The organism is Desulfitobacterium hafniense DCB-2 (assembly GCF_000021925.1).
Classification (GTDB): domain Bacteria; phylum Bacillota; class Desulfitobacteriia; order Desulfitobacteriales; family Desulfitobacteriaceae; genus Desulfitobacterium; species Desulfitobacterium hafniense.
Map to the genome: position 1 here is coordinate 794,007 of NC_011830.1, position 18,822 is coordinate 812,828.

19 protein-coding genes are annotated in these 18,822 nt (G+C 49.2%); 18 read left to right on the plus strand and 1 reads right to left on the minus strand.

The features are described 5' to 3' along the window. The first annotated feature begins 15 nt into the window (after nt 1-15). From DHAF_RS03585 to DHAF_RS26010, 16 genes are all read left to right on the plus strand, one after another. Nucleotides 16-1,317: an FAD-binding oxidoreductase gene (locus DHAF_RS03585; RefSeq protein ID WP_015942966.1), complete on the plus strand. Its 1,302-nt coding sequence runs from the start codon at nt 16-18 to the stop codon at nt 1,315-1,317. A gap of 23 nt (nt 1,318-1,340) precedes the next feature. Further along, a complete protein-coding gene (locus DHAF_RS03590; protein ID WP_015942967.1) occupies nt 1,341-2,723 on the plus strand; it encodes an FAD-binding oxidoreductase in 1,383 nt (460 codons plus the stop codon). A gap of 193 nt (nt 2,724-2,916) precedes the next feature. After that, entirely contained in the window at nt 2,917-3,612 is a 696-nt protein-coding gene (locus DHAF_RS03595; protein ID WP_015942968.1) for a Crp/Fnr family transcriptional regulator, read from the plus strand. Nucleotides 3,613-3,756: 144 nt separating this feature from the next. Next, the gene (locus tag DHAF_RS03600; RefSeq protein ID WP_015942969.1) at nt 3,757-4,071 is read left to right on the plus strand and encodes a hypothetical protein; all 315 of its coding nucleotides are present in this window, start codon (nt 3,757-3,759) and stop codon (nt 4,069-4,071) included. A 34-nt stretch (nt 4,072-4,105) separates the two neighbouring features. After that, nucleotides 4,106-5,572 carry a reductive dehalogenase gene (locus DHAF_RS03605; RefSeq protein WP_015942970.1) on the plus strand — a complete coding sequence of 489 codons (1,467 nt, stop codon included), beginning with the start codon at nt 4,106-4,108 and terminating at the stop codon, nt 5,570-5,572. Nucleotides 5,573-5,790: 218 nt separating this feature from the next. Further along, nucleotides 5,791-6,096 carry a hypothetical protein gene (locus DHAF_RS03610; RefSeq protein WP_015942971.1) on the plus strand — a complete coding sequence of 102 codons (306 nt, stop codon included), beginning with the start codon at nt 5,791-5,793 and terminating at the stop codon, nt 6,094-6,096. 13 nt (nt 6,097-6,109) lie between these two features. Next, the gene (locus tag DHAF_RS03615; RefSeq protein WP_015942972.1) at nt 6,110-7,486 is read left to right on the plus strand and encodes a reductive dehalogenase; all 1,377 of its coding nucleotides are present in this window, start codon (nt 6,110-6,112) and stop codon (nt 7,484-7,486) included. A 231-nt stretch (nt 7,487-7,717) separates the two neighbouring features. Then, nucleotides 7,718-8,416 (plus strand): Crp/Fnr family transcriptional regulator, encoded by a 699-nt coding sequence (locus DHAF_RS03620; RefSeq protein ID WP_015942973.1) that lies wholly within the window; start codon nt 7,718-7,720, stop codon nt 8,414-8,416. 305 nt (nt 8,417-8,721) lie between these two features. Further along, a complete protein-coding gene (locus DHAF_RS03625; protein WP_015942974.1) occupies nt 8,722-9,132 on the plus strand; it encodes a YlqD family protein in 411 nt (136 codons plus the stop codon). After that, on the plus strand, nt 9,129-10,754 hold the full coding sequence (locus DHAF_RS03630; protein ID WP_015942975.1) for an Hsp60 family chaperonin: 1,626 nt from the start codon (nt 9,129-9,131) through the stop codon (nt 10,752-10,754). Before DHAF_RS03625 ends, DHAF_RS03630 begins: the two co-directional genes overlap by 4 nt. A 53-nt stretch (nt 10,755-10,807) precedes the next feature. Beyond that, entirely contained in the window at nt 10,808-11,989 is a 1,182-nt protein-coding gene (locus DHAF_RS03635) for an FMN-binding protein (RefSeq protein ID WP_015942976.1), read from the plus strand. Nucleotides 11,990-12,100: 111 nt separating this feature from the next. Further along, nucleotides 12,101-13,672: an Hsp60 family chaperonin gene (locus DHAF_RS03640; protein ID WP_015942978.1), complete on the plus strand. Its 1,572-nt coding sequence runs from the start codon at nt 12,101-12,103 to the stop codon at nt 13,670-13,672. A 192-nt stretch (nt 13,673-13,864) separates the two neighbouring features. Continuing rightward, nucleotides 13,865-14,500, plus strand: a complete 636-nt coding sequence (locus DHAF_RS03645; RefSeq protein WP_015942979.1) for a cobalamin B12-binding domain-containing protein — start codon at nt 13,865-13,867, stop codon at nt 14,498-14,500. 4 nt (nt 14,501-14,504) lie between these two features. After that, nucleotides 14,505-15,680: a uroporphyrinogen decarboxylase family protein gene (locus DHAF_RS03650; RefSeq protein ID WP_015942980.1), complete on the plus strand. Its 1,176-nt coding sequence runs from the start codon at nt 14,505-14,507 to the stop codon at nt 15,678-15,680. Nucleotides 15,681-15,695: 15 nt separating this feature from the next. Continuing rightward, a complete protein-coding gene (locus DHAF_RS03655; protein WP_015942981.1) occupies nt 15,696-16,505 on the plus strand; it encodes a methyltetrahydrofolate cobalamin methyltransferase in 810 nt (269 codons plus the stop codon). A 29-nt stretch (nt 16,506-16,534) separates the two neighbouring features. Continuing rightward, a complete protein-coding gene (locus DHAF_RS26010) occupies nt 16,535-16,681 on the plus strand; it encodes a hypothetical protein (RefSeq protein WP_015942982.1) in 147 nt (48 codons plus the stop codon). A gap of 170 nt (nt 16,682-16,851) precedes the next feature. Here the strand turns inward: DHAF_RS26010 and DHAF_RS03660 are convergent, their stop codons facing one another. Further along, nucleotides 16,852-17,811: a trigger factor gene (locus DHAF_RS03660; RefSeq protein ID WP_015942983.1), complete on the minus strand. Its 960-nt coding sequence runs from the start codon at nt 17,809-17,811 to the stop codon at nt 16,852-16,854. Between the two features lie 217 nt (nt 17,812-18,028). Between DHAF_RS03660 and DHAF_RS26015 the strand changes: the two genes are divergently transcribed. Then, nucleotides 18,029-18,199 (plus strand): hypothetical protein, encoded by a 171-nt coding sequence (locus DHAF_RS26015; RefSeq protein ID WP_005814704.1) that lies wholly within the window; start codon nt 18,029-18,031, stop codon nt 18,197-18,199. A gap of 189 nt (nt 18,200-18,388) precedes the next feature. Continuing rightward, complete coding sequence (gene rplM, locus DHAF_RS03665) at nt 18,389-18,820, plus strand: 50S ribosomal protein L13 (protein WP_015942984.1); 432 nt, start codon at nt 18,389-18,391, stop codon at nt 18,818-18,820. Nucleotides 18,821-18,822: the final 2 nt, after the last annotated feature.

The following is an 18,822-nucleotide window of genomic DNA, read 5'->3' on the forward strand; positions in this document are numbered from 1 at the left end:
AAAGGGCGGGTAGTCATGAGCAATGCAATCATAAGCCGGCTGAAAGGGATTGTCGGCGACCAATATGTTATTAACAACCCTGGGCAGATGGCCCAATACCTGAAAGGAAATGGTAAACCGGCAGCGGTTGTCTGCCCGGGGAATACTGCCGAGGTAGCAGGTATCGTTAAACTGGCAAACAGCCACAATATTAAAATTTCTGCAGCGGGTCAGGTGGCGGATACGAAAGCTTTAGACGGCGGTATCGCATTAATCATGAATCGGATGAATCGAATTCTTGAGATCGACCATGAAAACATGGTGGCTGTGGTTGAACCGGGGATGAGCCATCAAGAGTTTCTTAAACACATAGGGGAAGCCGGATTCAACTTCCCACCGGAGCCCTGTGCAGTAGATACGAGCTCCCTTGGCGGTTGTTTCGCCATTGGGGACTCCGACTCCAAGTCCTTTAATTATGGTCCGACCCGGACCTACCTGCTGGGTTTTGAGATGGTTCTTCCTACAGGAGAAGTTTTGAATATCGGCAACAAATGCATTAAGAACGTGTCTGGTTTGGATTTCATCCATCTCGCAGTGGCCAGCCAGGGAACCTTGGGGATTTTCACTAAGCTTCTGGTGAGACTTTTAGCGGCTCCTCTGGCGAAAAAGGCAGTTATTGCCCGCTTTGCTTCAATTCACAAAGCAAATGCTGCATTGAATACGTTGATTAAGCGTCATATCCACCCGGACCGCATGAACCTCATTAGTGAAAGTCTGACCAAAGAAGTTTTACCGGGTGCAGGGCATCTGGCGCTGATTGACCTGGAGGGCTTTGTCGAGTCGGGGACTAATCTTGCCAAAGAAATCGCGGCAATGCTTACGTTGGGCGGCGGAACGGATGTCCAAATCATTGACGATGCGGGCGGCTATGAGAACGTGATCAACGCGTGGCTTAAGGTTCGGCAGACTCTCTATAACCAACCCGGGCAGGTTCTGGAGTTTGCGGTAGGTCCCATGAAAATGCCCCAGGCTCTTACGCAATTGGAAGGAATCATCGGGGACCTGGGAGCCTATCCGGGTGTTGTCATCGAAGGCTTATTGGGCTTCGCCCGGTTGCTGCTGCCGGAGAATGCGGACAAGATGGCTTTGGCCGCTCAAGTCAATAAAATGGCGTTATCTCTGGGTGGCAATATCACAGGATTCCTTGGCCAAAAGCTGATATGTCAAGCTCAAAATGACGCTGAAATGTGGGCGGATACCACGGCGCTCTTAAATGAGCTGCGCAACCAATTCGACCCCAAAGGGATTCTTAGTCCAGGGGTAAGCCTGCAGGCTTGATTGATAAAGAAGGAGGGCTGCACATGTTATCGCAAACGGTTATCAAGCGCTTGAAAGAAATAGTGGGGGAGAAGAACTTCGTTACAGGCAAAGCGGACCTGTTCCCCTACACTTATGGTTTTTGCACCTTATTATCCGGGGACCCGTTAGGCGTCGTTTCGCCGCAAACCACGGAACAAGTAGTTGAGCTCGTCAAATACTTAAACGAGCACAATATTAAAGTAATTCCCAGAGGTGCGGGGACGAATGTGATCGGTGGAACCATTCCTGCGGAAGAATCAGTGGTGATCAGCTTTACTCGGATGAATAAGATCCTGGAGATTGACACAGAGAATTTTGTTACGGTGGTTCAACCGGGAGTTGTCAACTTTGACCTGCAGCTGGAACTGGAAAAGAGAGGCTTCTATTATCCCCCGGACCCGTCTTCCGCTAAGGTTGCAACGTTGGGAGGAAATCTCGCGGAAAGCTCAGGCGGAGCCCGGTGTTTTAAATATGGAGTGACCCGGGATTATATTCTGGGTGTAGAAGTTGTTCTCCCCAATGGTAAAGTCATTAACACGGGGGGACGTAACTTTAAAAGTGAGCCCGGTTATGATCTAACCCGGATTCTCAATGGTTCGGAAGGAACCTTGGGCTTGGTCACGAAGATTATCCTCCGTGTTTTGCCCCTCCCCATGGCCAGGAGAATGATGCTGGCTGTTTACGACAAAGTTGAAGATGCTGCCCAGACGGTTGACGGTATTTTTGCGGCCGGAATTGCCCCGGCAACGCTGGAAATGCTGGACAATTTCTTTATCAATACGACGGAGGACTTCTGTCCCACCGGGATTCCCCGTGACGCCGGAGCTGCCCTCATTATTGAGATTGACGGCTATCCGGAAGATATGAATGAGCAAGTCAGGATTATTGGTGAAATCACCAGGAAAGCCAAGGCGAGAGACTTTAAGATTGCCAGGTCTATGGGTGAAGTTGAGCAAATTTTGACTCCCCGCAAGGTTGGTTTCGGATCGATTGCCAGCATAACACCGTCCTATAGTATTAATGATATTGCAGTTCCCCGGAGTAATTTCTCACAAGCGTTTGCGGGAATCAAAAAAATTGCCAAGGATCTTAATGTGAAGATTGGCGTATTGGCCCATGCCGGTGACGGGAACTTTCATCCGTTCATTCTTTATGATCAACGGAATAAGGAAGAAGTTGAGCGGGTTCACGCGGCTGAGCAGGCGCTCTGTGAAATGGCCCTCAGTTTCAGCGGGACAATCACCGGGGAGCAGGGAGTCGGAATTGCCAAGAGAAAGCATCTTGATAAGCAGTTTAAGCCCGAAGCCATGGAAGCTTTCCGGAAAATCAAGAGAAGCTTTGACCCGCAAAACCGCTTTAACCCCGGCAAGATATTTGATAGTTAACAGCGCCTGATAAGGAAGAGTAAGGGGAATACGAACAGTGCAGATAAAGTGCGTTTCCAGGCCATGGAACCGCACTTTATCATTCTCATACCTTGGTTCAGTATATCCGACGAATTTAGTCCAGACTAAATAAAGATCCTGGCAAAACAGTTAAAATTAACTCGAAACAAAATCTTTTTGGGGGCTAAAGCATATGGAAAGGGTAATAAGCAATCACTACTGCATTTTACCCGGTCATTTTTATCCGGTTCTAAAATTGCGCGCTTACACTCAGCTGGGTGTTATTCGCAATTATTGCAAAGGAGATTCCGTTGTTTTACCCGGAGAGGTTGTTAATAAGGTCATTTTTGTGCTGGCCGGGAAACTGGGAGTCAGTTTCCTGAATGAGGATGGCAGGCAGAAGTTTATGTTTTACGTCGATCCCTTTACATTTGCCGACCGTTTGTTTGCCATTGAGGAATGCTTTGTTCATGTGGTGGCTGAGGAAGACAGCACAGTTTGCTTTTTTGAGAATGAACCGTTGCTGCGCGTGCTCCAGGAGGACAGAGAACTGCTGATTGAGTTCATCACCTGCTATGCATCGAAATGTACCTATTTTATGCGGGAAGCCAAGGAGTTGGTGCTTTACAGACCTTCGGCCCGGGTGCTGCGCCTGCTTTACGAACTGTGCCGTGCTCAGGGGAAGGAATGCCCCCAGGGCTATGTGATCGATCAACGCATCACTCAAAAAGCGATTTCCGAAATAACCGGTGTGCACTTCGTGACGATCAGCAGATTATTCCGCTACCTAAAAGAAGAAAACATCCTGCAGAAACAAGCGAACAAGATCATAGTCTATGATTTACCGAGGTTGAGAGCTTTAATTGAGGAAGAGGAATTGAGATTCTGAAAACCAAAAGGGTGGCGGTTAAGCCGCCCTTAAATTTTTTAAAAAAAGAAGGGCAACATTTAACCTAGACTAAAATCAGTTTTGTGAGAAAAACTACAATATAACTAGGCAGGCAAATTACCAAAAAGATCGGAGGTGAAAGGGATGAGTACATTTTTGATTTTTGTAGCCGGAATGCTCTTTTTAGCCGGAATTCTTTTTGTTAAACCGAAGGTCAGGATGGACAAAGTATGGAAAAACGTCCTGATCTGGGCTCTTTATGGCTTTTGGTTCTTTATGACCTGCATCGGTGTTTCTTTTGTCTATCTCAATGCCGGTGTAGGACATGTAAAAGCCACCAGCACCGCAATTTTTCTGTTCGGCGGTATTTCCATAGTCCTGGCGATTATTCTGGCCCGTATTCTGGGACTGATTAACATCAAGACCGGGAAGAGCTCCGGTGAAACCCAACAAACTTAAAAATACGAGCCGCTGAATTAAAGGAGGAGAACCGATGTCAGGAGTTCTGGATAAAAATCGCGACGAGCAAAATGAGGGATATAATCACAACTCCAAGGATAACCATGCCCGTGGTCCGGCGGCCCACCGGCAGCCCAGGATCAGCCGCCGGGGCTTTCTGAAAACCGGAGCCGTGGCTGCGGCCATGGGAGTGATGGGGGCAATTGTCGGTCCGCCTAAAGCGGCCAAAGCGGTGATCGATCTGGGTTACCGGAATTCCTATATTCATGAAATGCACTATACCCCGGTGCCTAAAGGCCAGTGGTCCAAGTTAAAGCCCAAAGTGGATTACGGCGGAGCTTCCGTTCGTTTTGTCGAGCATAATGACCAGTGGCTGGGGACGACTCAAATCGTCGGGAACATTGAAAAGACCAATGAAGACGACGGCGGATTTCCCCTGGCCATCCGCGGCCTTCTCGGCGAGAAATCTAAGTACGGCTTTGTCTCCCAGGCCATCCGCTATCCCTTGGGGGATGCCTTGATGCTTCCCACTCAGGAAATCAGTAAGCCGGAAATCGTCGGCGGCACCCCTAAGCCTGAAAAATTGCCGATCCCGGACCCGGAACAAATGTCCCAGCATATGAAGGATCTGGCTTATTATCTGAGAGCGGATGAAGTGGGTATCGGCAAAATGCCGCCTTATGGTTACTACAAATCGGTCATGAATCCACCGGAGGGCGCATATGCTGCCGGGATCGTCTCCTTGGAGACCCCTTACGAAAATGTTCCCGTTACCGAGTCCCTGCCTTATGTAATTTGTGTGGCAGTCGAACAGCATCTGGAGACCTATATGGCGTCTACAGGGTATGACGGTATTTCCCTGGAACAATCCTTCCGCAGTTATCATGCTACAGCCAATATTTCCGTCGTCATCGCTCAATATATCCGCAATCTGGGTTACCAGGCCAGGGCCCATCATTTCGGCAATTATGAAGCGGTGATGGGGCCCTGTCTGATTGCCGCCGGAATGGGTGAACTGACCCGGACCGGTGACTGTGTGGCTCATCCCCGGATGGGCTTTCGCAATAAGGTGGCCGCTGTGACTACGGACTTGCCTTTGGTTCCGGATAAACCCATTGATTTCGGTATGCTGGATTTCTGCCGGGTGTGCATGAAATGTGCGGAGAATTGTCCGGCAGAGGCCATCACTCAGGATAAGGATCCGGTGGCATTCAACGGCTACCTGCGTTGGAACACCGATGCCAAGAAGTGCGCCGAATTCCGGACCGGCAACGAAGAAGGGGTCAACTGCGGCCGCTGTGTCAAGGTATGCCCGTGGAACTCCAAAGAAGCTTCCTGGTTCCACGACGCAGGAATTTGGATCGGCAGTAAAGGAGAAGCCGCTTCCTCACTGCTGAAGTCTATTGACGATATGTTCGGCTACGGTACAGAGGAAGTAACCCGCTATAAATGGTGGCTGGAATGGCCGGAGCTTTACAAAATCAGAGTGCCCGGACAATAAAAATTGGGATAAAGAATTGGATGGAAAATCATGAGCAGATCCTGCTCATGGTTTTTCTTTAACAAAATGGCCCCTAATTTATGGAGAATACTCAATTAAGGTTGGGATATTTTGATGAATCGATAAAATCTTTAGGCAATAGTTCCTAAGACTTAATGTATGCTAAATGAGTTTCTGTTTTCGGCATGTTAATATTTTCTCTAAGGAGGTGAACAAAAATGGGGACTTTTTTAGTGTTTTTGTCCGGGATTGTGTTTTTAGCCGGTATCATGTTTATTAAACCCCGGGTCAAGCAGGACCGGAACTGGAAGACCGTCCTGAATTGGGCTCTGTACGTTCTTTGGTTTGCCATCACCGGCATGGGAATCTCTTTTATTTACATTAACTCCAGTGTAGGCCATGTCAAAGCGACAAGTACGGCAATTTTTCTGTTCCTGGGATTATCGGTGGTTCTCGCCGTCGTTTTGGCACGGCTGCTGGGCTTTATCGGGGAACAGAGAAAAAATACCGGTTTAGAAGTTTAAAGAGGTGAAACAGATGTTTAGATCATCGGATCGTCAGAACAAACCGCAGGAACAGAAATTTCAGATGAACCGTCGCAAATTTCTCAAAGCCGGAGTTGCTTCGGCACTGACCGCTGGAATGGTCGGGGCGATGAGAACTCTGCCGGTAAGTGCCGCCGAGGCGGTGGCAAGCACAGGTTCATCCGGTTCAGTTAACGGTGCCCGCTCGAAGCTTCATCCCAAAGTGGATTATGGCGGTGCCAGTGTGCGCTTTGTGGAAAATAATGATCAGTGGCTGGGGACAAGCCAGATTGTCGGTACAGTAAACCGTACCCATGAAGCGGAGCAGGGCTTTAACCTGGCTTTGCGCGGCAAGCTTTCTTCTGAAGCACAGGTTGCCATGTACCATTATAATTTTGTCATGAAGCATCCTTTCGATGGAGCGCTGGGTATTTTCTCCAATTACGTTTCGGCAGAAAATATAGTGGGAGGAACCCCGAACCAGGAGAAACTGCCCATACCTGACCCGGAACAGATGTCCCAGAATATCAAGGATACGGCTTACTTTCTGCGGGCCGATGAAGTAGGAATCGGCAAAATGCCGGAATATGCCTACTATTCCCACAAGGCGCCTTTTTCCCATGAAGAACTGATCAGAGACGATATTTCCCATTCCACTCCGGTAACGGAGAAGCTTCCCTATGTCATTGTTGTGATGGTTGACCAGCATCTGGAAACTATGCTGGCATCTACCGGCTATGATGGGATAAGTTCCGCCCAGTCCATGCGCGGCTATCATGCCACAGCCGTCATTTCCGTCATTCTTGCCCAGTATATCCGCAATCTGGGCTATAATGCCAGAGCGCACCATTTTGCCAACTATGCTGCTGCGATGCCCCCGGTCACCATAGCGGCGGGCCTGGGAGAATTGTCCCGGACCGGGGATTGCACGGTTCATCCGCGCCTGGGCTACCGCCACAAAGTAGCCGCAGTTACCACGGATTTACCCCTTCTCCCCGATAAACCCATTGACTTTGGATTGCAGGATTTCTGCCGGGTATGCAAGAAATGCGCGGACAATTGCCCGTCTGAAGCCATAACTCATGATACTGATATGGTGGAATACAATGGCTATCTGCGCTGGAACAGTGACATGAAGAAATGCGCCGAATTCCGTCTGACCAACAGTGAAGGGTCCTCCTGCGGACGTTGTATGAAGGTGTGTCCTTGGAATTCCAAGGAAGAGTCCTGGTTCCATTCAGCCGGCATTTGGATCGGCAGCAAAGGCGAAACCTCCTCCCGGCTGCTTAAGCAGATTGACGATATGTTTGGCTATGGGGATGAAATCATTGAAAAATATAAATGGTGGCTGGAATGGCCGGAAAGATACACCCTTCCCAAGCATTTATAAGATAGCCGGTCTCAAACTTTGCGGGTTTATAAAAATAAGCGGTAAGAAATGATTCTTACCGCTTATCGGGCTTACCTGAAGAGAGCCCTTGATCTTGCCTAATCCGGTATTTTCTCGATAATTGCGGATATCCTACCTTCATGTTACCATAAGCCTGATCCGGAGGCCTTAGCATATGCAAAACTCCCGATAATTAATGATTGTCCACGCTATTTTAAGGAGGGAAAAGCAATGGATGACGGTGTAAAGAGAATCATTCAAGATCCGCTCATTCCTGAGATGTTCCATCGTGTTGAGAAGCTGGAACAGTTTTTGCACCTTGCCCGCACCCGTACTTATGCCAAGGGGACTATTATTCTTGCTCAGGGAATGGAATTCGATGAGATTATCTATGTACAGCAGGGCTGCCTGGCCGTAAGTATGGGAGCGGATGACGGACATCAGAAGTTTCTTTTTCATATAGGAGAAGGTTCTATCGGGCTGTCCACCTTTCTCGGCGAGTATCACGAAATACAGATTCATGCTGTTAAAAACAGCACGGTCAGCTTTTTTAAAGTAGAACAGATTCTGACCATTTTCCGCGAAGATGAAAAAGTCATTTTTGATATCCTGCAGAATCTTCTCACCAAGGTCTATTATTTTATGGGCCAGGCTCGGGACCTCAACTTCTACCGGCCCTCCAGCAGGGTCTTCCGCCTGCTCTATAATTTATGTATCAATGAAGGAGAACAGGTGGGCGATCACTATGAAATTAATTTCAGCCTGACCCAGAAGACCATCGGAGAAATCACCGGCACCCACTATGTCACGGTCTGCAAATTATTTCAGATGCTGGATAGACAAGGAATTGTCAAAAAAGGCAAAGATAAAATGGTCGTCTACGACCTGGAAAGGCTGAAAAGCTTGATCAATGAGATTATCGAATATTAAGATCATGATTTGGATAGAACATAGAAGGGCTGATTCTCAATCAGCTTGGGCCGCCGACAAAGTGATTTGCCGGCGGCTTTTTTTACACTTTCAGAAAGTATAACTTCGTTGCATACTTTCCTCCAGTATAAGGGCAACCAGCGGCTTCGCCTTTTTTAGATGCGTGATTAAAAGGCACGGCGAAGCCGGGTTTTCTTTATCCGGGTGGAGGGATAGAAAAAGATAAAATTTTTTAGCATAGCCTAAAGAAATGAAGATGAGAAGACCGTTAAAATAAAGGTAAGAAAGTTTGAGGAGGGAACTTAGTGCAATCCATATCTATTTTTAGGGAGATTACTTTGAAGCAGATTGTGACCGAAGGTTCAAAAACGAAAGCCCAGCAGCAACTGAATGAACAACTGACGGCTTTGGAGAAAGAACTGGCTGAGCTGGAAGAGAATAAGAACCGGACCCTTACCGAGTTTTCCCTGAAGGGAGCGGAAGAGGCTCATCTTCAGCAAATCCGCAGACAATGGGAGATGACCCGGGCTCAATATCAGACACAGCGTGATCAGATTCGGATGGAGATGATCGCTGTAGATGAACTGAAGGATGGGGAAGAGGTTATCATTAATTCGATTGAAGGCCCTTATGAACTGAGGGTCGGGGAGCCTGTGGCGCAGGCAATGCATGCGGAAATCATCCTCAAGGACGACATTGTGGTGGAGATCCGATGATGGAGGGGAAGGCTCAACCCGGGATCACCTATCATGCGGAAGCAAGACAAGCCTTGGTGCGGGGTGTCACCCAGGTGGCGGAACTGGTGCGGCGGACTATGGGACCCCAAGGGCAAAATATTGTCATTGAACAAAAGGTGGGGTATCCCCTGATCACCAAAGACGGAGCAACGGTGGCCAAACACGTGCATCTTCCCGACCGGAAGGAAAATATGGGAGCACGCCTGTGTAAGGAGGTGGCCAGGCAAACCGATGAATTAACGGGGGACGGGACAACCACTGCCATCGTTTTGCTGCAGGCTATGCTGCAAGGGGGGCTGCAGCTGATTGAAGCGGGGGTCGAGCCGGCCCGGCTGAGGCAAGGGATGGAGCGGGCGGTCCGGCTGGTTTGTGCGGAGATTACCCGGCAGAGCTATCCGGCAACCATGGAGCGGCTTGAGCAAACTGCGGCAACTGCCGCGAAGGATTCGGCCTTAGGTGCGCTCATTGCTCAAGCCATGGAAAAGGCAGGCCCCCTGGGCAATATCACCCTGCGTGAGAGCATAGGACGTCAGACGTATCTGGAATTCAGGGAGGGGCTGGAATTAAAGTGCGGCTATCTCTCACCTTATTTTGTGGACAAGGACCAGCCACCGACGATTCGGATGGAGAATCCCTATATTTTAGCAACGGATCAGATCATCAGGAACCTGGAACAGATTCAGTCCATTCTCAGGGCATGTGACTGGGAGAAGCGGCCTCTGTTGATCGTTGCCGGCCATGTTACCGGAGATGCCTTAGGGATGCTTGTCAATCATCGTGCTTCCGGAACGGCTAGGGTCGTGGCGGTACGGGCTCCCGGAACCGGAATGGACCGGCTGGGGTATCTGGATGATCTTGCTGTGGTCACAGGGGGAAGGGTCATTGCCCCCCATACAGGACTCACCCTGGAGACTATGGCGAAAAGCATGCTTGGACAGGCTGCCGGAGTCGTTGTCAGCCGTGATAAAACTCTGGTGGTAGGCGGGGCCGGTGATAAAGCCGGGATTGTCCGGCAGACCAAACGCTTGATGGTTTTGCAGGCTCAAACCTCCGCCGGGGAGGAAAAAGAAAGGCTGCAGGAACGAATTGCCGCGCTCAGTGGCGGTGCAGCCATTATTCAGATCGGTGCCGATACCCAAATGGCCTTGCGGGAAAAGAAAGACCGGCTCAATGATGCTCTGAAAGCTGCCAGAGCGGCTGCGGAGAACGGAGTCGTGCCGGGCGGGGGAACAAGCTTGCTCCAGGCGGCCAAAACCCTTGATACGGTTCAATTGGCTTCTCAGGATGAAGAGGCCGGGGTACGCCTGGTGCAGCGGGCCTTAGCCGCTCCTCTGCAGCAGATCGCGGAGAATGGGGGGGGAAATGGCGCGAAAATTGTCAGGATGGCAGGCCAGCAGGAATATGGCTGGGGCTATGATGCTCTGACCGGCCGGTTCACCGATCTCTGGCAAGAGGGCATTACCGATCCGGTTAAAGTAGTCCTTACCGCACTTACTAAAGCCGTGGGCATTGCTTCGCTGCTGCTGACAACGGAAGCCCTGCTGGAGAAGGAGCCCATGCATTATATTTTTGAGGCGCCGGATTTCAGCACGATGATTTAAATGGACGGAAAATAATCGCATATTCTCGGAAAATACGAAGGAAGGTCTGTAGGATGAAACGATTTTTACCTTTTATCTTGATTGCAGCCCTGGCAGCGGCTTATCTTTACGGGCATTTTGCCAATCAGATGGATGCTGCTTTAGTTCAGGACTATTATCGGCAGTTGATGCCGGAGGCAGCCAGCTATGAAGCTATTAATGACAGAACAGCCAAAGCAGTGGGAAGTGATGGGGCGGTACTGGCCTATCTTGGTGTCAGCAGCAATGTTGGTTATGGCGGGCCCATAATGGTAGGAACCATCCTGAATCAGGAGGGCTCATTGCAGGGGGTGGAGATTCTCGAACATAAGGAAACGCCGGCCTACATCAATAAGATCACTAAAGCCGGGTACTTTCGCCAGTATGAAGGAAAAAAAGGCAATGATGCCCTGACAGGGGGCTATGATATTGAGCTGATTTCCGGGGCCACCCTATCGACCCGGGCTATCGCCAAATCGGTACAGGAAGCTGCCCATACGATTGTGAAGGCCGAACTGAACCAGACACCTCAAGACGCTAAAATTCCCTGGCAGGTTGGGATTAAGGAAATCGCGGTAACTGCTCTTGTGGTGCTGTCCATTCTCATGCCCCGCTTTCCTAAACTGAGGAAATACCGTTTGCTCTTTTTGGGTCTGAGCGTGGTTGTTCTGGGCTTCTGGCTTAACCGTTCTTTATCCATGGGTCATATCAGTGCCTTGTTTATGGGATACTTCCCGTCACCCCGGGAAAACCTGATCTGGTACTTGATCTTGGCCGGGGCCTTGCTGCCGGCTCTGTTCAGCGGGAAAAATCTCTACTGCACCTACGTCTGTCCCTTCTGCGGCGTTCAGGAAGGGACCCATCTTCTGAGCAGAATGAATCTGCCTCTGGGCAAGTACGGCCGCTGGCTCCGCGCCGGCAAAGAAATCATTTTGTTTCTGACTCTGCTGCTGGCGTTTTTATTCGCCAATCCCTCTTTCTCCAGCTTCGAGCCCTTTGGAACGATGTTTGGCTGGAACGGCACGAGCTATCAATGGTATCTGCTCTTTATTATTTTGGTGACCAGCTTTCTTTACCGCCGTTTCTGGTGTGTGGCCCTTTGTCCTGTGGGTACGTTCCTGGATAAGGCCGCCCAGCTGGGACGGAAAATCAAAGAAGTTATCGGAGCTGCTGGTCGGAAAAAAGCGGGAAAGGTGGAGTTGAAAGGTGAAGGCTGAACTGTCAACGATCTTGCCGGGAGTTGCTTATGTTTTGACTCTTATATTGATCGGACTTGTCATCTTTGAAAACTGGACCCTGGCAATAAGCTGAAGAGGAAGGAATGCATCATGGAAAGGGTTTCTTTATGCGGAGAGAAAGCCAGACAGGCACTTATCGAAGGAATAAACAGCGTTGCCGACTGTGTCAGAATCACCCTGGGCCCCAAGGGCAGGAACGTGGTTCTGGAGCCGCTGGTGGGACGGCCGAAAATTACCAATGACGGGGCCAGCATCGCGGGAATCATCTCAGTTCCGAACCGGTTTCATAATCTCGGCTGTCAGATTATCCGGGAAGCTGCGGAGAAGACCAATGATCTGGCCGGAGACGGGACGACCACTGCTGTCGTTTTGGCCCAGGCCATGATTGAAGAAGGGATGAAGCAGATCGCTGCCGGACTTAATCCGGTCTGCCTGATTAAGGGTCTGGAGCGGGGAGCCGCAGCGGTGGTTGAGGCCGTGCGGGTGCAGGCTGTCAAAGTGACAGAACTTGAGCAGGTAGCTCAGGTGGGCGCCATTTCCTCCGGCGATCCGGCTCTTGGAAAACTGCTGGCCGAGGCGGTGGGTAAGGTTGGTTTTCAGGGCATCATCACCATTGAGGAAGGGAAAGGGCTGCAGCCCTATTTGGAAATTAAACACGGCATTTCCTTTAATAAAGGCTGCTTCACCCCGAAAATCGTAAAATCCTGGGAGCGGAAATCGGAAGCCCTGACGGATGCTTTTATCCTGATTGTGGATGGGCGGCTCAGCACCGCCGATGAAATTTTTGCCGTGCTGCAGCTGACTGTTAAATATGAGAAGCCACTGCTGCTCATTGCCGAAGATATTGGCATAGACTTGCTGGCCTTGCTGCTGGCCAATAAGCAAAAGGGAACCATGAACGCCGTCGCCGTTCAGTCTCCGGGCTCCGGGGAACGCCGCAAGGAATATCTGCAGGACATTGCCATACTGACTGGCGGTACGGTGATCGGTGAAGAAAACGGAATCATTTTGGAAGAAGTGACAGAAGAGCATTTGGGCCGGGCCGGGAAGATTCTGGCTGACAATAACAGCACCACAATCATCGGCGGAATGGGCGACCCCCGGCAAATCAGCCTGCGCTGCAGCCAGGTCCGCCGGGAATATGAGGGGCGGTTGCCGGGGTGGCGCAGGGGCAAGCTGGCGGAACGGCTGGGCTGGCTGCAGGGCGGTGTAGCCGTGGTTTACACCGGAGCGCCTACCCGGCTGGAGCTTCAGGAGCAAAAAGACCGGCTGGAGGATGCGGTGAACTCCGTACGGGTGGCCGTCAGCGAAGGGATTGTACCGGGGGGTGGAACCGCTTTGCTGGAAGCAAGACGGTCACTGTCCAAGCTTGGGTGCAAAGAAAAAGAGAGCGAAGCAGGGCTGCACATTCTTTACAAGGCTTTGGAAGCTCCGCTGCGCCGGATTGTCATCAATGCTGGGGGCGATCCTGATGCCGTGTTGGAAACCATTGAGGAACTGCCTCAAGGTCATGGCTATCATGCGGCTGAGAACCGGTTTGTCGACATGCTGGAGAGTGGGATCAGCGACCCGGTCCAGGTGACCTGTGCCGCGCTGAGAAGTGCGGTTTCCATTGCCACTCTGGTGATCGGCACAGGAGGCGTGGTTATCCGCGGTCAATAGCAGAACAGCAGAGCATCGGATTGTTTTCTGTTTTTAAAACCAGGCTTGGACCTGGTTTTCTTTATAGTTCAAATGGTTTAAATATTTAAAAAATAGTAGTTCCTCCTTAGCATGCACTAAATTCCTTTGTCAAGAAACTTGCTATACTTGTATACACAAGCTTAATAAAAAATATAGGGAGGATGACTTGAAGTGATTGATTTAAATGCCTCGGCCCAAGCCATGTCTGATTTGGATGAGGGGGCCATTAACGAAGTGGTGGACAAAGTTATGGCCAAGGCGGATGCCGATGCTGCTCAAGAATTGATTAAAGCCTTTCAGCAAGGAATGACTAAAGTGGGTGAACGCTTTGATTCAGGCGAGTATTTCATTGGGGATTTGATTTTCGCGGGAGAAATTTTGCAGGCGGCGATGGATAAGCTCAAACCGGCTCTATCGGGAGATGCCTTGGAAAAGAGAGCTAAGATCGTACTGGCCACTGTGGAAGGAGACCTTCATGATATCGGCAAAAATATTTTCAGAACCATGGCCGAGGCCAGCGGGTTTGAAGTCTTTGACCTGGGCATTGATGTACCAGTAAAGATCATTGTGGATAAGGTGAAAGAGGTTAATCCTGAAATCGTCGGTCTGAGCGGAGTACTGACCTTGGCTCTGGACAGTATGAGAGAAACCGTTGATGCTTTAAAAGCTGAAGGTCTTAGAAACGATCTCAAGGTCATTATCGGTGGAGTGCCTGTCAATGAGAACGTATGCCAACGTGTTGGTGCCGATGATTTTTCCACGAATGCCGCTGATGGCGTAAAAATATGTCAAAGATGGGTGGGCTGATCAAATGAGTGAAGTCGGAAACCTCTATCAGGAGCGTGTGGAGCGTGTTTTCAAAACCTTAAGGCTGGAACAGGCCGACCGGGTTCCGGTATTGGGGACTTATGGAACCTGGAGCGCCTATTATGCAGGATACACCGATTCCGAGACCAACTGGGACACCGATAAATGCGGCAAGGCCATGCTGAAGGTGGCCGGGGATATCCCGATGGATATGACTCATCAGGTCTTCAACAGACCGGGCAGTGTTTATCAGGCTCTGGGGAGCAAAGCGTTTCATTATCTGAGCGAAAGCAATATCGTCCAATATTCCGACCAATCCGCCAATATTATGAAAGAAGACGAGTATCGCGAATTCAGCGGGGATCCCTTCCGTTTTTTTGTGGACAAGATTCTGCCGCGTAAATATAGGGAGCTGGCTCAGGATTCGCCGGTCAGAGATTTAGCCTTGACCAAAGGTGCCATGCAATTCGGCATGTATGGCGGCAAAAAGGGGGCTATCAAAGCTGCACTTGCCCAGCAATGCAAAATGCCCTTGCTGTTTGACGGCGTTATTCTTCATCCTCTGGATTGGATTGCCGACTTTTTCCGGGGTATTAAAGGTGTATTCATGGACATCCGCCGCCGCCCGGAAGAACTGGCTGAGGCTGTTGAGGCACTTACGCCGCTGGTCATGCGGTTCGGTATGGGTCAGGTTCATATGGCGCCGCCGAGGCCGAATCCCAAAGTCCTGATGATGCCTTTACATCTTCCTACTATGTTAAATACAAAGGATTTTAATAAATACTATTGGCCATCCTTCAAGAAGGTTATGGAGTTTTTTGCTGCCCATGATATCTATGTGATCCCCTTCTATGAAGGGGACTGGTCACGCTATTACGATCATCTTCAGGAGCTGCCAGCAAAAAAAACCATGGGCTGGTTCGAACATGGTGAACCGAAAGAACTGAAGCAGAAACTGGGCAATACTCTTTGCCTGATCGGCCTTTTCCCTACGACCTTGCTGCAGTATGGAACAAAAGAAGAATGCATCGCTAAAGCTAAAGAGCTGGTGGATGCTTTGGCTCCCGGCGGCGGCTATATTTTTGGTACGGATAAAGAAGTCATCTCACCTAAAGATGCCAAAGCCGAAAATATTATCGCTATAAACAAATTTGTTATGGAATACGGTATCTACAGCTGAGAGGAGTAAACGATCTTGATCATTATCGGTGAAAAAATCAATGGCACGATTCCCAGTGTCAAAAAGGCTATCGAAGCAAAGGATGAAAAGCTTATCCGTGATCTTGCCCTTAGGCAAAGCGAAGCCGGAGCAGATTATATCGATGTTTGCGCCAGCACTTCACCGGAGCTGGAAGTGGAAACGCTTCAATGGCTGATGGATATCGTTCAGGAAGCCACCGATACACCATTATGCATTGACAGTCCTAATCCCAGAGCCATTCAGCAAGTACTCCTTTATGCCAAAAGACCGGGGCTCATCAATTCTGTTTCCCTGGAGGGCGATAAATGCGAGGTGATTTTTCCGCTGATTCAGGGAACATCCTGGCAGGTCATTGCCCTGACCTGTGATAATTCAGGAATTCCCCAAGATGTTCAGAGCCGGGTTGAGATCGCTCAGGCTCTGGTGGAAAAAGCCCAAAGCTATGATATCGCCCAAGAGAGAATTCATATTGACCCACTGGTTATTGCTTTGTCGGCAGATAATGGGGCTTTGTTGAAATTTGCGGAGGCCACACGGCAGATCAAGGCCAATTATCCCATGATCAATGTTACTTCGGGCCTCAGTAATATTTCCTTCGGGATGCCTTTGCGGAAAGTAGTCAATCAGAACTTCCTGACTCTGGCTATGTTTGCCGGGATGGACTCCGCTATCCTGGATCCATTGAACAGGGATCTCCTCGCCGCGCTTCTAGCCACAGAGGCCTTGCTGGGCCGGGATAAGCATTGCCGGAATTTTGCCAATGCTTATCGCAAAAACAAAATCGGCCCGCTTAAAGAGGGTTAAAACTAAAATTCCTTAAGGGAGGTATGGGCATGGAAAAACAACAATTGTTGATTCCTTGGAGTGAGATAGTCAAAGAGCATCCTGAGCTGGCTGAAAAAGATCCGGCTATGGGAATGAGCTGGGATATGAGTCAGGAAATGATTTTCTCTTATATTACGTTTTTGACGCTTTTTTAAGGCCGTTGTCACCAGGTCGATAGATTGAAAAATCTTGTTGCACTGTTATCTTAAAAAAATAGGAAGACTCGCCAAAAGCAAGATGATCACGCTGCGTATCAGGATATAAGCGTGATCATCTTGCTTTTGGCATATCGGGAGGATAGTCGTTGGCTCAAAATTCCGCCGGTTCAAAATGAAGTGTCAGGCAAGCCCGTTTCGTTGTTCCACTCCCAGAGACAGTCCAGTACTTTTTCCTGCAATAAATGCTGTTGAAGAGCATCGTCTGTGGGAAAGATCAAACGAAAGCTCTGTTCGTTCCCCGCGGATTCCAGAAACTTTTCCCTGGCTTCCCGGAATTCACTGGGTTCAACCTGAATTTTTTCGATCCGGGCAATTTCCTTAAGAATAAGATCTTCCACGATGATCTCTTCGGCAAGGAGCAGGCTTTCCCGGTGCAGGGAGCGGTTATCTCCCGAGAGCAATGCCTCCAGCATCTGTGGATTGTCTGAGGTGAAGAGTTGTTTTTGCTTTTCGGCAAAAATCCGGTCAGAGACCTCTTTAAGCTCTTGCTGATCCAATTCACAGACAGATGTGGAGAAAATAGCGTTTAGAATCGCCTTCATCCTTGCTTCGGCAATAGACTGCAGCCAGTTTTCGGAGATAACTTCTTTCAACCTGCTTTTCAGTTGCTCCAGACTGCCGGCTTTGGGATCGATCTGACAGGCGATTTCATCGGTAAGCTCCAGCGGGCGCTTGCGAATAACTTCCAAAAGGATGATATAAAACGTGACGATTTTGCCCCGCAGTCGTTCCACGGGAAAACCGGAAGGAAGCTCAAGCACCAGCTGCCAATCATCGCCGGCTTTGAGACCAATCAGCTGATCGAATTCTTTGTAGATCGAAGGATCCCCCAGGGTGAAAGTATAATTGGCTTTGGATAGCTCAGGAACGAACAGCCTATCGGATTCGGCACGTAGGTTGATGACGACTTCATCTCCGTAAGCGGCGGGTAGGTGAACCTTCCCCCATTGGTTAGCCATTTTCTTCACCGCTTCGCTGACCCCCAGCTCCAGATCATCTTCCGTAAAGAGTACAGGGGAGGGAAGAACCAGCCCTTTGTATGGTCCCAACTTGATCAGTTTATGCATCGGATATTTACCCTCCATAAGGTACAGTTCAGTACTGTCGATACTTGTCTATAGTGTATCAGAAATTCACAAGCAATTTTTTAGCGTATGCAAAAAAATTCAATAATCCGCTCCATTACAACTTCTTTCGCCTTATTAGTTAAATATCACTAACAAAACGCCTTTTTTCTGGTTATTATTGTGGTATAACACTGATGGTGCAAAGGAGTGCTTTACCATGCCCGACTATATGAAGATGTATTTTCAATTGGCGGCTAAAGTCGCCGATGCGATTGATTTGCTTCAGGAAGCCCTGGAGCAGGGGGAAGATGATTTCATGAGTGATGAAAAAGAGAATACAATAGTCAAACTTTTCGATATTAAGAAAGGAAAGGATGAAGATGAGTAAGAGAACTTGCATTTATTTCATCTATTTCTTTTGATCTTCTTGACATTTACTGACACGTTTTATAAAATACCAATATGAGTCTTTATGCTGTTATTTATGCCTGAGCCCCATAAAGCTGCATAACTGCCAGTGCCTGAGCCCCACGAAGCAGATCGGACTGAAATACGGATAATTGATGGAGGGAAACTTATGTCCACGTTCTTTGCGAAAGCGAATGCGGTGGAGCGTAAATGGTATGTCATTGACGCTGCAGGCCTTCCTTTGGGTCGTTTAGCTACTGAAGCTGCTCGCATCCTTAGAGGTAAACATAAACCAACTTTTACTCCTAATGTTGACACAGGAGATCATGTGATCATCATTAATGCAGAAAAAGTTGTTTTGACCGGTAATAAATTGGATCAAAAAATGTATCGCCGTCACTCCGGCTATCCTGGTGGTTTGAAAGAAACCCCTTACAGAAAGCTGATGCAAAACATGCCTGAAAGAGCTGTTGAGCATGCCGTAAAAGGAATGCTTCCTCATAACAAGCTGGGTGCCCAGATGTATACGAAGCTGAAAGTATATCGTGACGAAAATCATCCGCATCAAGCGCAACAACCCGAAGTTTGGACCATTCAATAAAC